This is a genomic window from Pseudomonas sp. DTU_2021_1001937_2_SI_NGA_ILE_001 (assembly GCF_032463525.1).
Classification (GTDB): Bacteria; Pseudomonadota; Gammaproteobacteria; order Pseudomonadales; family Pseudomonadaceae; genus Aquipseudomonas.
In genome coordinates, this window is record NZ_CP135971.1 from 5,130,918 (window position 1) to 5,147,132 (window position 16,215).

Annotated in this window: 12 protein-coding genes; all 12 read left to right on the forward strand. The window is 61.6% G+C overall.

Annotated features, from left to right (window positions below; translation table 11 throughout):
- The first annotated feature begins 310 nt into the window (after positions 1 to 310).
- The 12 genes from gyrA to RRX38_RS22575 all read left to right on the forward strand — a co-directional run bounded on the left by gyrA (position 311) and on the right by RRX38_RS22575 (position 15,949).
- Positions 311 to 2,944, forward strand: coding sequence for a DNA gyrase subunit A (gene gyrA, locus RRX38_RS22520; protein ID WP_315960721.1), 2,634 nt, complete (start codon positions 311 to 313; stop codon positions 2,942 to 2,944).
- Between the two features lie 169 nt (positions 2,945 to 3,113).
- On the forward strand, positions 3,114 to 4,199 hold the full coding sequence (gene serC, locus RRX38_RS22525) for a 3-phosphoserine/phosphohydroxythreonine transaminase (protein WP_295478895.1): 1,086 nt from the start codon (positions 3,114 to 3,116) through the stop codon (positions 4,197 to 4,199).
- Positions 4,199 to 5,293: a prephenate dehydratase gene (gene pheA / locus RRX38_RS22530; RefSeq protein WP_295478892.1), complete on the forward strand. Its 1,095-nt coding sequence runs from the start codon at positions 4,199 to 4,201 to the stop codon at positions 5,291 to 5,293. Before serC ends, pheA begins: the two co-directional genes overlap by 1 nt.
- Positions 5,294 to 5,320: 27 nt before the next feature.
- Positions 5,321 to 7,528 (forward strand): bifunctional prephenate dehydrogenase/3-phosphoshikimate 1-carboxyvinyltransferase, encoded by a 2,208-nt coding sequence (locus RRX38_RS22535; protein WP_315962730.1) that lies wholly within the window; start codon positions 5,321 to 5,323, stop codon positions 7,526 to 7,528.
- The gene (cmk, locus tag RRX38_RS22540; protein ID WP_295478890.1) at positions 7,525 to 8,214 is read left to right on the forward strand and encodes a (d)CMP kinase; all 690 of its coding nucleotides are present in this window, start codon (positions 7,525 to 7,527) and stop codon (positions 8,212 to 8,214) included. Before RRX38_RS22535 ends, cmk begins: the two co-directional genes overlap by 4 nt.
- A 123-nt stretch (positions 8,215 to 8,337) precedes the next feature.
- Entirely contained in the window at positions 8,338 to 10,023 is a 1,686-nt protein-coding gene (gene rpsA / locus RRX38_RS22545) for a 30S ribosomal protein S1 (RefSeq protein ID WP_295478887.1), read from the forward strand.
- 273 nt (positions 10,024 to 10,296) lie between these two features.
- Positions 10,297 to 10,614, forward strand: a complete 318-nt coding sequence (gene ihfB, locus RRX38_RS22550; RefSeq protein WP_295478884.1) for an integration host factor subunit beta — start codon at positions 10,297 to 10,299, stop codon at positions 10,612 to 10,614.
- The gene (locus tag RRX38_RS22555) at positions 10,615 to 10,857 is read left to right on the forward strand and encodes a LapA family protein (protein ID WP_295478882.1); all 243 of its coding nucleotides are present in this window, start codon (positions 10,615 to 10,617) and stop codon (positions 10,855 to 10,857) included. It abuts the gene before it with no gap.
- Positions 10,858 to 11,365: 508 nt separating this feature from the next.
- Positions 11,366 to 12,346 (forward strand): SDR family oxidoreductase, encoded by a 981-nt coding sequence (locus tag RRX38_RS22560; protein WP_315962731.1) that lies wholly within the window; start codon positions 11,366 to 11,368, stop codon positions 12,344 to 12,346.
- Complete coding sequence (locus tag RRX38_RS22565) at positions 12,339 to 13,355, forward strand: glycosyltransferase family 4 protein (protein WP_315960722.1); 1,017 nt, start codon at positions 12,339 to 12,341, stop codon at positions 13,353 to 13,355. Before RRX38_RS22560 ends, RRX38_RS22565 begins: the two co-directional genes overlap by 8 nt.
- A 118-nt stretch (positions 13,356 to 13,473) precedes the next feature.
- On the forward strand, positions 13,474 to 15,468 hold the full coding sequence (locus RRX38_RS22570; RefSeq protein WP_410524845.1) for a polysaccharide biosynthesis protein: 1,995 nt from the start codon (positions 13,474 to 13,476) through the stop codon (positions 15,466 to 15,468).
- A gap of 148 nt (positions 15,469 to 15,616) precedes the next feature.
- Positions 15,617 to 15,949 (forward strand): ComEA family DNA-binding protein, encoded by a 333-nt coding sequence (locus RRX38_RS22575; RefSeq protein ID WP_295478876.1) that lies wholly within the window; start codon positions 15,617 to 15,619, stop codon positions 15,947 to 15,949.
- Positions 15,950 to 16,215: the final 266 nt, after the last annotated feature.

Genomic DNA, 16,215 nt, shown 5'->3' on the forward strand with positions numbered 1-16,215 from the left:
CGAACAGGCCGTTCGTCGGCAGGGGTGGGGCAGATGGTCATGCCGCTGGGCGGCTCTGAGAGCGCGTCTGGCGGGCGCGGCGGGCGAGCGGCTCAGAGCCATTGCTTGCAAGGGATGTGAGCGTAGCGGCGATTGTGGTAACATCCGGCGGTTTTCAGGGGCGCTGATCGCAGTCCCTCTCACTGCGCAGATCCATGGCGTAACCCGTTGATTTGTCGTACGTCGCCTCTGGTCGGTGCCACGGGCGGCGAGCCTTGGTCGTTCCGCATGGAGCGGCGGGGTTTCACCAGAAAAAGGAATCAGGCTTCTCATGGGTGAACTGGCCAAAGAAATTCTCCCGGTCAATATCGAAGACGAGCTGAAACAGTCCTACCTCGACTACGCCATGAGCGTAATCGTCGGCCGGGCACTGCCGGATGCACGCGATGGCCTGAAGCCCGTGCACCGGCGTGTGCTCTATGCGATGAGCGAGCTGGGCAACGACTGGAACAAACCGTACAAGAAATCCGCCCGTGTGGTCGGTGACGTGATCGGTAAGTACCACCCTCACGGTGACACCGCTGTCTACGACACCATCGTGCGTATGGCGCAGCCGTTCTCGCTGCGCTATCTGCTGGTCGATGGCCAGGGCAACTTCGGTTCGGTCGACGGCGACAACGCCGCTGCGATGCGATACACCGAAGTACGCATGACCAAGCTGGCTCACGAGCTGCTGGCCGACCTGCACAAGGAAACCGTCGACTGGGTGCCCAACTACGACGGCACCGAGCTGATCCCGGCTGTCATGCCGACCAAGATCCCCAACCTGCTGGTCAACGGTTCCAGCGGTATCGCCGTGGGCATGGCGACCAACATCCCCCCGCACAACCTGGGTGAGGTCATCGACGGCTGCCTGGCGCTGATCGACAACCCCGAGCTGTCGGTTGATGACCTGATGCAGTACATCCCCGGCCCGGACTTCCCGACCGCCGGCGTGATCAATGGCCGTGCCGGCATCATCGAGGCCTATCGCACCGGTCGTGGGCGCATCTACATGCGTGCGCGCTCCAAGGTCGAGGACATCGACAAGGTCGGTGGCCGCCAGCAGATCGTCATCACCGAGCTGCCCTATCAGCTGAACAAGGCCCGCCTGATCGAGAAGATCGCCGAGCTGGTCAAGGAAAAGCGCCTGGAAGGCATCACCGAGCTGCGTGACGAATCCGACAAGGAAGGCATGCGCGTGGTGATCGAGCTGCGCCGTGGTGAAGTGCCGGAGGTGATTCTCAACAACCTCTACGCCCAGACCCAGCTGCAGAGCGTGTTCGGCATCAACATCGTGGCCCTGGTCGACGGTCGTCCGCGCATCCTCAACCTCAAGGACCTGCTGGAAGCCTTCATTCGCCACCGTCGCGAAGTGGTCACCCGGCGCACCGTGTTCGAACTGCGCAAGGCGCGCGAGCGCGGGCACATCCTCGAAGGCCAGGCGGTGGCGCTGTCGAACATCGACCCGGTCATCGCGCTGATCAAGGCTTCGCCGTCGCCGGCCGAGGCCAAGGAAGGGCTGATCAACACCCCGTGGGAATCCAGCGCGGTCATGGAAATGGTCGAGCGCGCCGGCGCCGACGCCTGCCGCCCGGAAAACCTCGATCCGCAGTACGGCCTGCGTGACGGCAAGTACTTCCTGTCGCCAGAGCAGGCTCAGGCGATTCTCGACCTGCGCCTGCACCGCCTGACCGGCCTGGAGCACGAGAAGCTGCTGGGCGAGTACCAGGAGATCCTCAACCAGATCGGCGAGCTGATCCGCATCCTCAACAGCGCCACGCGCCTGATGGAAGTGATCCGCGAAGAGCTGGAGCTGATCCGCGCCGAATACGGCGACGCGCGCCGCACCGAGATCGTCGAATCCACCGCTGACCTGACCCTGGGTGACCTGATCACCGAGGAAGACCGCGTGGTGACCATCTCGCACAGCGGCTACGCCAAGACCCAGCCGCTGACTGCCTACCAGGCCCAGCGTCGCGGCGGCAAGGGCAAGTCGGCGACCGGCATGAAGGACGAGGACTACATTTCGCACCTGCTGGTCGCCAACAGCCACACCACGCTGCTGATGTTCTCCAGCAAGGGCAAGGTGTACTGGCTCAAGACCTACGAGATTCCCGAGGCGTCACGCGCTGCACGTGGTCGTCCGCTGGTCAACCTGCTGCCGCTGGACGAGGGTGAGTACATCACCACCATGCTGCCGGTAGAGGAGTACACCGAAGGTCACTACATCTTCATGGCCACCGCCAACGGCACCGTGAAGAAAACCCCGCTCGAGCAGTTCAGCCGTCAGCGCAGTGTGGGCCTGATCGCCCTGGAACTGGACGAGGGCGACGTGCTGATCCGCGCCGCGATCACCGACGGCAACCGCGAGGTCATGCTGTTCTCCGACGGTGGCAAGGTGACTCGCTTCAACGAGAACGAAGTGCGTGCCATGGGCCGTACCGCGCGCGGTGTGCGTGGCATGCGCCTGGCTGAAGGGCAGAAGCTGATCTCCATGCTGATCCCGGAAGAGGGCAGCCAGATCCTCACCGCTTCCGAGCGCGGCTATGGCAAGCGCACGGCGATCGACGAGTTCCCCGAGTACAAGCGCGGCGGCCAGGGCGTCATCGCCATGGTCAGCAACGAGCGTAACGGCCGTCTGGTCGGCGCGATCCAGGTGCTCGACGGTGAGGAGATCATGCTGATTTCCGACCAGGGCACCCTGGTGCGTACCCGTGTCGACGAAGTGTCGAGCCTGGGCCGTAACACCCAGGGCGTGACCCTCATCAAGCTGGCCAGCGATGAAAAGCTGGTGGGCCTGGAGCGGGTGCAGGAGCCTTCGGAAAGCGACGATGACATCCTCGACGACGAGTCGGCCGAAGCCGACGATGCGCAGGACGAGCCGTCCGCCGAGGCGGCGGGCGACGATGAGTCCGTGGACTGAGTGATGCGACCGACGGGGGCAGGTACGCCGGTGACGAGCGTGCCAGCCCCCGCTGCTTTTCAGCGGGGCGCTTTGTCGGCCCCGGATTTTCTGCTGGTTGGCAGGCAACACCGCGCCGACCGGCTTGCGATACAGCGCGAACAGACCAACGCATTTGACGAGAGTGGATATGAGCAAGCGAGCCTTTAACTTCTGCGCAGGTCCAGCTGCGCTCCCTGAAGCTGTCCTGTTGCGCGCCCAGGCCGAGCTGCTGGACTGGCAAGGCAAAGGCCTGTCGGTCATGGAAATGAGCCACCGCAGCGACGAGTTCGTTTCCATCGCCAACAAGGCTGAGCAGGATTTCCGTGACCTGCTGAATATCCCGTCCAACTACAAGGTGCTGTTCCTGCAAGGCGGCGCCAGCCAGCAGTTCGCCCAGATTCCGCTGAACCTGCTGCCGGAAAACGGCGAAGCCGACTACATCGACACCGGCATCTGGTCGCACAAGGCCATGGAAGAAGCGGCGCGCTATGGCAAGGTCAATCTGGCTGCCACGGCTAAGCCCTACGACTATTTCGCGATTCCGACCCAGGACCAGTGGACGCTCTCGAAGAACGCGGCCTATGTGCATTACGCGCCCAACGAAACCATCGGTGGCCTGGAATTCAACTGGGTGCCGGACACCGGTGATATCCCGCTGGTGGCCGACATGTCCTCGGACATCCTCTCGCGCCCCGTGGACATTTCCCGTTTCGGCATGATCTACGCCGGTGCGCAGAAGAATATCGGCCCCAGCGGCATCGTCGTGGTGATCATCCGCGAAGACCTGCTGGGCCACGCTCGTGCCCTGTGCCCGACCATGCTCAATTACAAGGTCGCTGCCGATAACGGCTCGATGTACAACACCCCGCCGACCCTGGCCTGGTACCTGTCGGGCCTGGTCTTCGAGTGGCTCAAGGAGCAGGGTGGTGTCGAGGCCATGGCCAAGGTCAACGAACTCAAGCAGCGCACCCTGTACGACTACATCGACGCCAGCGCGCTGTACAACAACCCGATCGCCAAGGCCGACCGCTCGTGGATGAACGTGCCGTTCCGCCTGGCTGATGACCGCCTGGACAAACCGTTCCTGGCCGGTGCCGAGGCCAATGGCCTGCTCAACCTCAAGGGTCACCGTTCGGTCGGTGGCATGCGTGCCTCGATCTACAACGCCGTCGGTCTGGATGCCGTGAATGCACTGGTGGCCTACATGAAAGACTTCGAGAAGGAGCACGGCTGATGTCCGACCAGGAACTCAAGGCGCTGCGCGTACGAATCGACGCCCTCGACGAGAAGATTCAGGAACTGATCAGCGAGCGCGCGCGCTGCGCCCAGGACGTAGCGCGGGTCAAGATGGCTTCGCTGGCCGAGGGCGAGGAACCGGTGTTCTACCGGCCTGAGCGTGAGGCGCAGGTGCTCAAGCGGGTCATGGAGCGCAATCGTGGCCCATTGAGCAACGAAGAGATGGCGCGCCTGTTCCGTGAGGTGATGTCGTCCTGCCTGGCCCTGGAGCAGCCACTCAACGTGGCCTACCTCGGCCCTGAGGGCACCTTCACCCAGGCGGCGGCCATGAAGCACTTCGGTCACGCGGTGGTCAGCCGCCCGATGGCGGCCATCGACGAAGTATTCCGTGAAGTGGTCGCCGGTGCGGTGAACTTCGGCGTGGTGCCGGTGGAGAACTCCACCGAGGGGGCGGTGAACCACACTCTGGACAGCTTCCTCGAGCACGACATGGTCATCTGTGGCGAAGTCGAGCTGCGCATCCACCACCATCTGCTGGTGGGCGAGAGCACCAAGACCCAGAACATTACCCGCATCTACTCCCATGCCCAGTCGCTGGCGCAGTGCCGCAAGTGGCTCGACGCGCATTACCCGAACGTCGAGCGCGTGGCCGTCGCCAGCAATGCCGACGCCGCCAAGCGGGTGAAGAGCGAGTGGAACTCGGCGGCCATCGCCGGGGACATGGCGGCCAACCTCTACGGTCTGACCCGACTGGCGGAGAAGATCGAGGATCGCCCGGACAACTCCACGCGTTTCCTGATCATCGGTAATCAGGAAGTGCCGCCGACCGGCGACGACAAGACCTCGATCATCGTCTCCATGAGCAACAAGCCCGGTGCGCTGCACGAGCTGCTGGTGCCGTTCCATGAGAACGGCCTGGACCTGACGCGCATCGAGACCCGTCCATCGCGCAGCGGCAAATGGACCTACGTGTTCTTCATCGATTTCGTGGGTCACCACCAGGACCCGCTGGTCAAGGCCGTGCTGGAGAGGATTCGCCAGGAAGCCGTGGCGCTGAAAGTGCTGGGCTCCTACCCCAAAGCGGTGCTGTAAGGCATGGCCTTGAATAACGCAGCGCCGTTGGTCGGCCGCCTGGTGGTGGTCGGCCTGGGTCTGATCGGCGGCTCGTTCGCCAAGGGTATTCGCGAGAGCGGTCTGTGCCGCGAGGTGGTGGGGGTTGATCTCGACCCCCTGTCACGCCGCCAGGCCGTGGCGCTGGGGGTGGTCGACCGCTGCGAGGAAGACCTCGCCGTGGCCTGCCAGGGCGCCGATGTGATTCAGCTGGCGGTGCCGATCCTGGCCATGGAGAAAGTCCTGGCGCGTCTGGCACTGCTGGACCTGGGCAATGCCATTCTCACCGATGTCGGCAGCGCCAAGGGCAACGTGGTGCGCGCTGCGTGCCAGGCGTTCGGCGCCATGCCGCCGCGTTTCGTGCCGGGCCATCCCATTGCCGGCTCCGAGCAGAGCGGGGTAGAGGCGTCCAACGCCGAGTTGTTCCGTCGTCACAAGGTCATCCTCACGCCGTTGCCGGAAACCGACGACGATGCGCTGAGTGTGGTGCATCGTCTGTGGGCGGCGCTGGGCGCGGATGTCGAGCACATGCGTGTGGAGCGCCACGACGAGGTGCTGGCAGCGACCAGTCATCTGCCGCACCTGCTGGCTTTCAACCTGGTCGACTCGCTGGCCAAGCGCAACGAGAACCTGGAGATCTTCCGCTATGCGGCGGGCGGTTTCCGTGACTTCACCCGCATCGCCGGCAGCGACCCGGTGATGTGGCACGACATCTTCCTGGCCAACCGCGAGGCGGTGCTGCGCACCCTGGACACCTACCGCAGCGACCTGGATGCCCTGCGCGAAGCGGTCGAGGCTGGCGATGGCCATCAGTTGCTGGGTGTCTTCACCCGTGCGCGCATGGCGCGCGAGCACTTCGGCAAGATTCTTGCGCGGCGTGCCTATGTCGAGCCGCCGGTGACCGCCAACCTGAGCTTCGTGGCCAGCCCCGCTGGTGCGCTGCGGGGCAGCATCCGCGTGCCGGGCGACAAGTCGATTTCGCACCGAGCGATCATTCTCGGTTCGCTGGCCGAGGGCACGACCGAGATCGACGGTCTGCTCGAAGGCGAGGATGCCCTGGCGACGCTGCAGGCGTTTCGCGACATGGGGGTGGTCATCGAGGGGCCGCAGCATGGCCGGGTGACCATCCATGGTGTGGGCCTGCACGGCCTCAAGTCCGCCCCAGGTCCGATCTACCTGGGCAGCTCGGGGACTTCCATGCGTCTGCTGGCCGGTTTGCTGGCGGCGCAGAGTTTTGACAGTACCCTGACCGGCAATGCGATGTTGTCGCGGCGCTCGATGAGTGCGGTTGCCGGCCCGCTGCGGGCCATGGGCGCAGGCGTAGAGACGGCTGGCGAAGGCTGTCCACCGCTGACCTTGCGCGGTGGTCGGCGCCTGGTCGGGCAGCTCTACGAGGCGCCGACCGCCAGCGCCCTGGTCAAATCCTGCCTGTTGCTGGCCGGACTCTATGCCGAAGGTCGGACCACAGTGATCGAGCCGGTGGCGACCCGTGATCATACCGAACGGCTGCTCGAAGGCTTCGGTTACCCCATCGAGCGCGGTGACGGGCGGGTCAGTCTGGAGTCGGGCCATCGCCTGCGCGGCACGCGCATCGCCGTGCCGGCAGACATTTCCTCGGCGGCGTTCTTCCTGGTGGCGGCCAGCATCGCCGAGGGCTCTGAACTGCTGCTCGAACATGTCGGGATCAATCCGGGGCGTACCGGGATCCTCGACATTCTGCGCCTGATGGGCGCCGATATCGTCCTGGAGAACCGTCGTCAGGTCGGTGGCGAGCCGGTGGCCGACCTGCGCGTGCGTGCGGCGCCGCTTTCCGGCATCGAGGTGCCGGAAGCGCTGGTGCCGCTGGCACTCGACGAACTCCCCGCGCTCTTCGTTGCTGCAGCCTGTGCCCGTGGACGCACCGTGCTGCGCGGTGCCGGGCATCTGCGTGGCCGTGACGGCGATCGCATCCAGATCATGGCCGAAGGTTTGCAAGCGCTCGGGGTCAGGGCCGAAGCCACGGCCGACGGCATCAGCATCGAGGGCGGTGCGTTGTCAGGCGGCGATCTCGACGCGCGTGGCGATCATCGCATCGCCATGGCTTTCAGTGTCGCGGCCCTGCGGGCCGAGGCACCGATCCGGATCCGCGACTGTGCCAATGTCGCGACATCCTTCCCCAATTTCCTGGCGCTGTGCGCTCAAGTCGGTCTGTCCGTCGCACAAGAGGAACAATCGTGAAAATCAAAGCACCAGTCATCACCATCGACGGACCCAGCGGTTCGGGCAAGGGCACTATCGCCGGTCTGCTGGCCACCCAGCTGGGCTGGGGCCTGCTCGATTCCGGTGCGCTGTATCGCCTGCTGGCCTTCGCCGCGAGCAATCATGGTGTCGACCTGACCAACGAAGAAGCGCTCAAGCTGCTCGCTGCCCATCTGGACGTTCAGTTCGAGGCGGGTGAGAAGGGCCAGGGCCAGCGCATCATTCTCGAAGGCGAAGATGTGACCCACGCGATCCGTAACGAACACGTGGGCAGCGGCGCTTCCCAGGTGGCCTCGCTGCCGGCGGTGCGCGATGCCCTGCTGCAGCGTCAGCGCGCCTTCCAGGAAGAACCTGGTCTGGTGGCAGATGGCCGCGACATGGGCACCGTGGTGTTTCCCGATGCACCGCTGAAAATCTTCCTGACCGCCAGTGCCGAGGAGCGCGCTCGTCGTCGCTACCTGCAGTTGAAGGCCAAGGGCGATGATGTTAGTCTGTCGAGTCTGCTAGATGAGATACGTGTCCGTGACGAACGCGACACCCAGCGAGCGGTCGCTCCGCTCAAGCCGGCGCAAGACGCCATTCAGCTGGATTCCACCGAGTTGTCCATCGAGCAGGTGTTGCAACGCATCCTGAGTGAAGTCGCCCTGCGCGATCTCGCCGGATGATCAAGGAGCCATGCGGGAGACCAGACAGCATCCTGCAGGCTTCCTTTTACATGAACGAAACCCACGTGGTCTGGAACGTGGCAGATGGGCGTATTCTTCGCCCTTGATCACACAGGAATTAAAATGAGCGAAAGCTTTGCAGAACTTTTTGAAGAAAGCCTGAAAACCCTGAACCTTCAGCCAGGCGCAATCATTACCGGTATCGTCGTCGACATCGACGGTGACTGGGTAACCGTACACGCTGGTCTGAAGTCCGAGGGCGTCATCCCGCTCGAGCAGTTCTACAACGATGCTGGCGAGCTGACCATCAAGGTCGGTGACGAAGTGCACGTTGCGCTGGACGCGGTCGAAGACGGCTTTGGCGAAACCAAGCTGTCCCGCGAGAAAGCCAAGCGCGCCGAGTGCTGGATTGTTCTGGAAGCAGCTTTCGCCGCCGAAGAAGTGGTCAAGGGCGTCATCAACGGCAAGGTCAAGGGCGGTTTCACCGTCGACGTCAACGGCATCCGTGCATTCCTGCCGGGTTCGCTGGTCGACGTTCGTCCGGTTCGCGACACTACCCACCTCGAAGGCAAAGAGCTCGAGTTCAAGGTCATCAAGCTGGACCAGAAGCGCAACAACGTTGTCGTTTCCCGTCGCAGTGTCCTGGAAGCCGAGAACAGCGCCGAGCGCGAAGCCCTGCTGGAATCCCTGCAGGAAGGTCAACAGGTCAAGGGTATCGTCAAGAACCTCACCGACTACGGTGCATTCGTGGACCTGGGCGGCGTCGATGGCCTGCTGCATATCACCGACATGGCCTGGAAGCGCATCAAGCACCCATCGGAAATCGTCAATGTTGGCGACGAGATCGATGTGAAGGTCCTGAAGTACGACCGCGAGCGCAACCGCGTTTCCCTGGGTCTGAAGCAACTGGGCGAAGACCCATGGGTTGCTATCAAGGCTCGTTACCCAGAAGGTACCCGCGTGACTGCACGCGTTACCAACCTGACCGACTACGGCTGCTTCGCTGAGCTGGAAGAAGGCGTGGAAGGCCTGGTACACGTTTCCGAAATGGACTGGACCAACAAGAACATCCACCCATCCAAAGTCGTTCAGGTTGGCGACGAAGTGGAAGTCATGGTTCTGGACATCGACGAAGAGCGTCGTCGTATCTCCCTGGGCATCAAGCAGTGCAAGTCGAACCCATGGGAAGACTTCTCTGGCCAGTTCAACAAGGGCGACCGCATCTCCGGCACCATCAAGTCGATCACCGATTTCGGTATCTTCATCGGTCTGGACGGCGGCATCGACGGTCTGGTTCACCTGTCCGACATCTCCTGGAACGAGCCAGGCGAAGAAGCTGTTCGCCGCTTCAAGAAGGGCGACGAGCTGGACACCGTCATCCTGTCGGTTGACCCAGAGCGTGAGCGCATCTCCCTGGGTATCAAGCAACTGGAAAGCGATCCGTTCTCCGAGTACGTCAACGTCAACGACAAAGGCGCTATCGTTCGCGGTACCGTGAAAGAAGTTGACGCCAAGGGCGCTATCGTGACCCTGGCCGACGACATCGAAGCCACTCTGAAAGCTTCTGAAATCAGCCGTGACCGCGTTGAAGACGCGCGCAACGTCCTGAAGGAAGGCGAAGAGATCGAAGCCAAGATCATCAGCGTTGACCGCAAGAGCCGCGTAATCAGCCTGTCGATCAAGTCGAAAGACGTCGAAGAAGAGAAAGAAGCGATTCAGAGCCTGCGCAACAAGCCAGAAGCTACTGAAAGCACTGGCCCGACCACCATCGGTGACCTGCTGCGTGCACAAATGGAAAAGCAGAACTGAGTTCTGTGATCCATTGAAAAAGGGCGACTTCGGTCGCCCTTTTTTGTGGGCGCTGGAAACATCTGCTCATCATCGCTTCGCCGCACTGTTCATGGCGAGCGGGACGGCTGCAAGCCCGGCGGGCGGCGAACGGCTGCTGCCATGCCTGTGTCTGTGAAATAGGCTGCATCGCGCATGCTTCACATAAGTCAAGATGCAGGCTGTTCAAATTCATCCGGTCATGCTAAAACCTCTGAAGCGCTGATCTAGCTGCTTGAAAAAGAAGGGAAAAACATGACGAAGTCGGAGTTGATCGAACGAATTGTCACCCATCAGGGGCTTCTCTCATCCAAGGATGTCGAGTTGGCCATCAAGACCATGCTTGAGCAAATGTCCCAGTGCCTAGCCACAGGCGACCGTATCGAAATACGGGGGTTTGGCAGCTTTTCATTGCACTATCGCGCACCTCGTGTTGGGCGTAACCCAAAGACCGGCCAGTCCGTCAATCTCGACGGGAAGTTCGTGCCTCACTTCAAGCCCGGCAAGGAGCTGCGTGACCGGGTCAACGACGATGATGAGGCTTCTCATCAGGCAGCCGAAAAGGAGGCGTGAATGCGCAGGTTGAAGAGCGTGCTGGCAGGTTTGGTGATTCTGTCGTTGGTCATTGCAACTGCCGTATTCGTCCTCGAGAATCGTCAGCCGGTCGCATTGGTGTTCTTTGGCTGGTCAGCGCCTGAGCTCTCTATTGCTGTGCCCGTGATCCTTGCCTTGTTGCTTGGCATGCTCATCGGGCCGGTGCTCGCTTGGTTCGCCACGCTCAGAAAACGTCCGCGGGGGCCGGCAGCAAAGTTCTGATTCTCTCTCGTCATGTGGGGGGGGGGTGCCGAAGGCCGATGTCCCGGACTCATCTGTCCTGTGCTTCTTTCCATGTGCCCTGACTTGAGCGGACTTGCCTGGCGCGTCTCCTTGAGTCACATCCTATCTATGTAAGTGTTGTTTCCATCTTCCGTAGGAAACTTCGCTTTACTTCGAAGAATTTTCTGCAGCGCGTTCTCGTTGCGCGAAAAACTCACAATCTCTCAGCAAGTATCGGGAGTTTGTAGCGAATTAGAAGAAAAATGAATTCAACGTTCGTTTTTTGAAATCCGTCGATACAGGTGCAAAATGCTCCCTCGACGCTTGCGCGCGTTGCGCCGTGCGCAGGTTTCCTTGGTGCGGTGGGGTGGGAGCCCGAGCGCGCAGGCGGAGAATGCCTGGGCCCAATGAGCCCGACATGCCACAGGACCTTGATGTTAGACTCGCGTATTGATTGTCAGTGAAAGTTTCCAACGTGACCGAAGACCCGTGTAACCCTACCCAGCAAATGGCACGCCCCGCCTTGTCCATTGGCATTACGGGGGCTACGGGGTTCGTAGGCGATGCCTTGGTCAGACACCTTGCTCAAACCAGCACGCACCGGCTGCGCGTCGCAGTTCGTGGTCGCTACGATACGACTGATAAATCGATCGAGGTGCTGAGCGCACAGCAGTTGACGGCAGATCATGCATGGCAGCCCTTCGTGACGGGCCTCGACGTGATCATCCACTGTGCGGCTCGCGTGCATGTTCTGCACGATACCAGCACAGATCCTCGAGCCGAGTATTTCGAGGCCAATGTCGCCGCGACCCTCAATCTGGCTGAACGGGCAGCCGCTGCGGGTGTCAAACGCTTCGTCTTTGTAAGTTCGATAAAGGTCAATGGCGAGTTTTCACGCCCAGGCTCGCCATTCACGGCTGATGCAGTGGGTGAGCCCAGCGATGCATATGGACAGTCCAAGCAGGCTGCCGAGCAGGGTCTGCGCGACCTGGCGCTGCGCACCGGCATGGAGGTGGTGATCATTCGTCCGGTGCTGGTCTACGGCCCCGGGGTAAAGGCAAATTTTCTGAGCATGTTGCGCTGGTTGGACAAGGGGGTGCCAATGCCGCTGGGTGCGATTCACAACCGCCGTAGCCTTGTGGCACGGGGCAACCTCGTCGACCTGCTGGTAACCTGCGTCGATCATCCAGCCGCCGCGAACCAGACCTTTCTGGTCAGCGACGGTGAAGACCTTTCTACCACGCAATTGTTACAACGGATGGGCAGGGCATTGGGCAGGCCAGCTCGTCTGTTGCCCATACCGGCATGGCTGCTAAGTGGGCTGGCCATTGCCTTGGGCAAGCGGGCTTTCGCGCAACGCCTGTGCGGTTCGCTGCAGGTGGATATCGACAAGACCCGTAAGCAGCTGGGCTGGACACCGCCCGTGAGTGTCGAACAGGCGATGCAGGAAACCGCCGACCATTATCTGGAAACAAAACGAAATGCTTGAGTGGTGGTGGATTGTCGGTTTTGCCCTGCTGTCCCTGATGTTGACCGCCGTGCTGCGTCGCTACGCGCTGGCCAGGAGTCTGATGGACGTACCCAATGCTCGCAGCTCTCATTCGGTGCCGACGCCCCGCGGTGGGGGGGTGGCCATCGTCGTGGCGTTCCTGTTGGCGACGGCCTGTCTGGGTGCCACGGGACGCCTGTCGGCGGATCTGTTGATGGCCATTACTGGCGCTGGCGGGCTGGTAGCGGTGATCGGCTTCATGGACGATCACGGCCATATCGCCGCGCGCTGGCGCCTGCTGGGGCATTTTCTGGCGGCTGTGTGGGCACTGGTGTGGCTGGGTGGTCTGGCGCCGCTGGACCTCTTCGGGTGGCGTGTCGATCTTGGGCTGTTTGGCAGCGTGCTGGCGGCGTTCTATCTGGTATGGATGCTCAATCTGTACAACTTCATGGACGGCATCGACGGTATCGCCAGTGTCGAGGCGGTCAGTGTCTGTGTCGGCGCCTGCCTGGTCCATACCTTTGCCGGAGCCGGCGAACAGGTTCTGGCGCCCGCGTTGCTGGCGGCTGCGGTGGCCGGTTTTCTGTACTGGAACTTCCCGCCGGCGCGGATCTTCATGGGCGATGCGGGCAGCGGCTTTCTAGGCCTCGTGTTGGGCGTGCTGTCGCTGCAGGCCGGTTGGCTCTTGCCAAATCTTTTCTGGGCCTGGCTGATTCTGCTCGGGGTGTTCGTGGTGGATGCCACTGTCACCTTGCTGCGTCGCCTGCTTCGCGGCGAGAAGGTCTATGAGGCGCACCGCAGTCATGCCTATCAGTACGCCTCGCGACGGTATGGCAGACACTTGCCGGTGACCCTGGCCGTGCTGGCGATCAACATGGTGTGGCTGATGCCCTGGGCGCTGGCGGTATCCGTCGGCTGGCTGGACGGGGTGAGTGGAATCCTGATCGCTTACCTGCCGTTGGTGCTGCTGGCGATGAAATTTCATGCGGGAAAGGCTGAACGGCCATGAAGGAACTGCGCTGACCCAGGCTTTTCATATAGATTGAAACAATTGCCCTGTGTGCCGTACGGGCTTGGTAGGTTGCGGTATGAATCTAAGAGGGTGGCAAGGATTGATCGAAGGCATCATGGACAAGATACGGGCTTTTTTGCTGGCGCTGCCGCGCCGCCAAAAGCGGATCATTCAGGTCGCGGCCGACGTCCTGCTGGTCTGGTTCGCCCTGTGGATGGCCTTCGTGGTGCGGCTGGGTGTCGATGACCTGATCAACCCGCTGGAAAAGTTCACCTGGCTGTTCATCGCCGCCCCTCTGGTCTGCATTCCGCTATTCATACGCTTCGGCATGTATCGGGCCGTGATGCGTTATTTCGGCAACGACGCGTTGATCGCCATCATCAAGGCCGTGACTCTGTCTTCGCTGATCCTTGGCTGCGTCGTGTATGCCTACAGCAATCATCAGCAAATCGTACCGCGCTCCATCATGTTCAACTATTGGTGGTTGAGTATGGTCATGATCGGTGGCCTGCGCCTGGCCATGCGCCAATACTTCCTGGGGGACTGGTTCGCTGCCGTGCAGCATGTGCCCTTCACCAGTCGTGACGACGGGCTGCGCAAGGTTGCCATCTATGGGGCAGGGGCCGCAGGCAACCAACTGGTCGCCGCACTGCGAATGGGGCGCCTGATGCGTCCGGTGGCCTTCATCGACGACGACGAGTCGATTTCCAACCGGATCATTTCCGGCCTGCAGGTCTACAAGCCCAAGCACATTCAGCGGATGATCGAAGTCACTGGCGCGCAGGAGATTCTCCTGGCGATTCCGTCCTCGACCCGTGGCCGACGGCGCGAAATCCTCGGTTACCTGGAGGGTTTCCCGCTGCATGTGCGCAGTGTGCCCGGCGTGATGGACCTGGCGGCAGGACGGGTCAAGGTCGACGACCTGCAGGAAGTGGATATCGCCGACCTGCTGGGGCGTGACCCGGTCCCCGCGCGGGAGAACCTGCTGGAGCACTGCATCAAGGGGCAGACGGTGCTGGTCACCGGTGCCGGCGGCTCGATCGGCTCCGAGCTGTGCCGGCAGATCCTGCTGCTCAAGCCTTCTACGCTATTGTTGTTCGATCACAGCGAATTCAATCTCTACACCATCCTCAGCGAACTGGAGCAACGCCTCGCCCGCGAAGCGCTGGCGGTCAAGCTGCTGCCGATCCTCGGCTCGGTACGCAACCACCCGCGGCTGCTGGATGTGATGAAAACCTGGAAAGTCGATACCGTCTACCACGCCGCCGCCTACAAACATGTGCCAATGGTCGAGCACAATATCGCCGAAGGCGTGGTGAACAACGTGGTCGGCACTCTCAATACGGCCCAGGCGGCACTGCAGGCCGGGGTTGCCAACTTCGTGCTGATCTCAACCGACAAGGCCGTACGGCCCACCAACGTGATGGGCAGCACCAAGCGCCTTGCCGAGATGATCCTGCAGGCGCTCAGTCGGGAGACGGCGCCGGTGATGTTCGGTGACCAGTCGAATGTCTATCAGGTCAACAAGACACGCTTCATCATGGTCCGTTTCGGCAACGTGCTGGGTTCGTCAGGTTCGGTGATTCCGCTGTTCCACAAGCAGATCCAGACAGGTGGGCCGCTGACCGTCACGCACCCGAAGATCACCCGTTATTTCATGACCATTCCCGAAGCTGCGCAACTGGTCATCCAGGCCGGTTCGATGGGGCAGGGGGGCGACGTGTTCGTGCTGGACATGGGTGAGCCGGTGCGGATCATCGAGCTGGCCGAGAAAATGATCCATCTGTCCGGCCTGAGCATCCGCTCGGACAAGAATCCACACGGCGACATCTCCATCGAGTTCACCGGTCTGCGGCCAGGCGAGAAGCTCTATGAAGAGCTGCTGATCGGTGACAACGTGGTTGCCACCGACCATCCGATGATCATGAGTGCCAACGAAGACTACCTGAGCTGGGAAAACCTCAAGGTTCTGCTGACCCGGCTGCTCGCCGCTGTCGACAATGATGACTATCAAACGGTCAGGCAGTTGTTACGGGATACGGTCAGTGGTTACGCCCCGGATGGCGACATTGTCGACTGGATCCACCAGGAGCGTCGCCAGGAGACTTGAGTTTCCCGGTCGTACGGGCGTTTTTGTAAGCGTTTATCGCGTCACGCGCCGATACGTTCCGGCGCTTCAATCGGTATGTGCCCTGGACTAAGTTTCAGCGGCGGCACCTCGCTGCCGCACCGACTTGTCAATCCAAGGAGCATCGACCATGCGCAATGCGCTGTTTTCTTCCCTTCTGGCTGCTCTGGTGGCCTGTACCTCTCTCACTGCTAGCGCCACCACGGCCAGTATGTCGGATCCTGAACCGATCATGGCCAGCATGACCGAGATGCAGGCGCCTGACGCCCGCATCAATATCAATTCGGCGGATGCGCTGACCCTGCAGAAGGAGTTGTCGGGCATCGGCCTGAACAAGGCCAATGCCATCGTGGCCTACCGCGAAGCGAACGGTAACTTCACCTCGGTCGATGAGCTGCTTGAGGTCAAGGGCATCGGCAAGACCCTGCTGGACAAGAACCGCGACAGGCTGGCTATCGAATAAGCGTCCCTCAGGCCGTTGAGCGCAGACATGGATGCCTGCCAGGCACGGTGAGCTATGGAAAGCTCGCCGTGCCTCTGTGTTCCTCTATCGCTGGCAGCAATGAAATTGCAGGTGGTGGCACATTGATGCGCAAGTCGCGCCATTTTTCTGCAATGCATGCGCTGGAATTCCCGTACAACCGTTGTTTTTCGCACGTTTGATCCGATAAACCTTGCTTTCCGTGCTTGATCCCGGAGAATCGCGACCTGCTTTTCAGGACGGGCGCC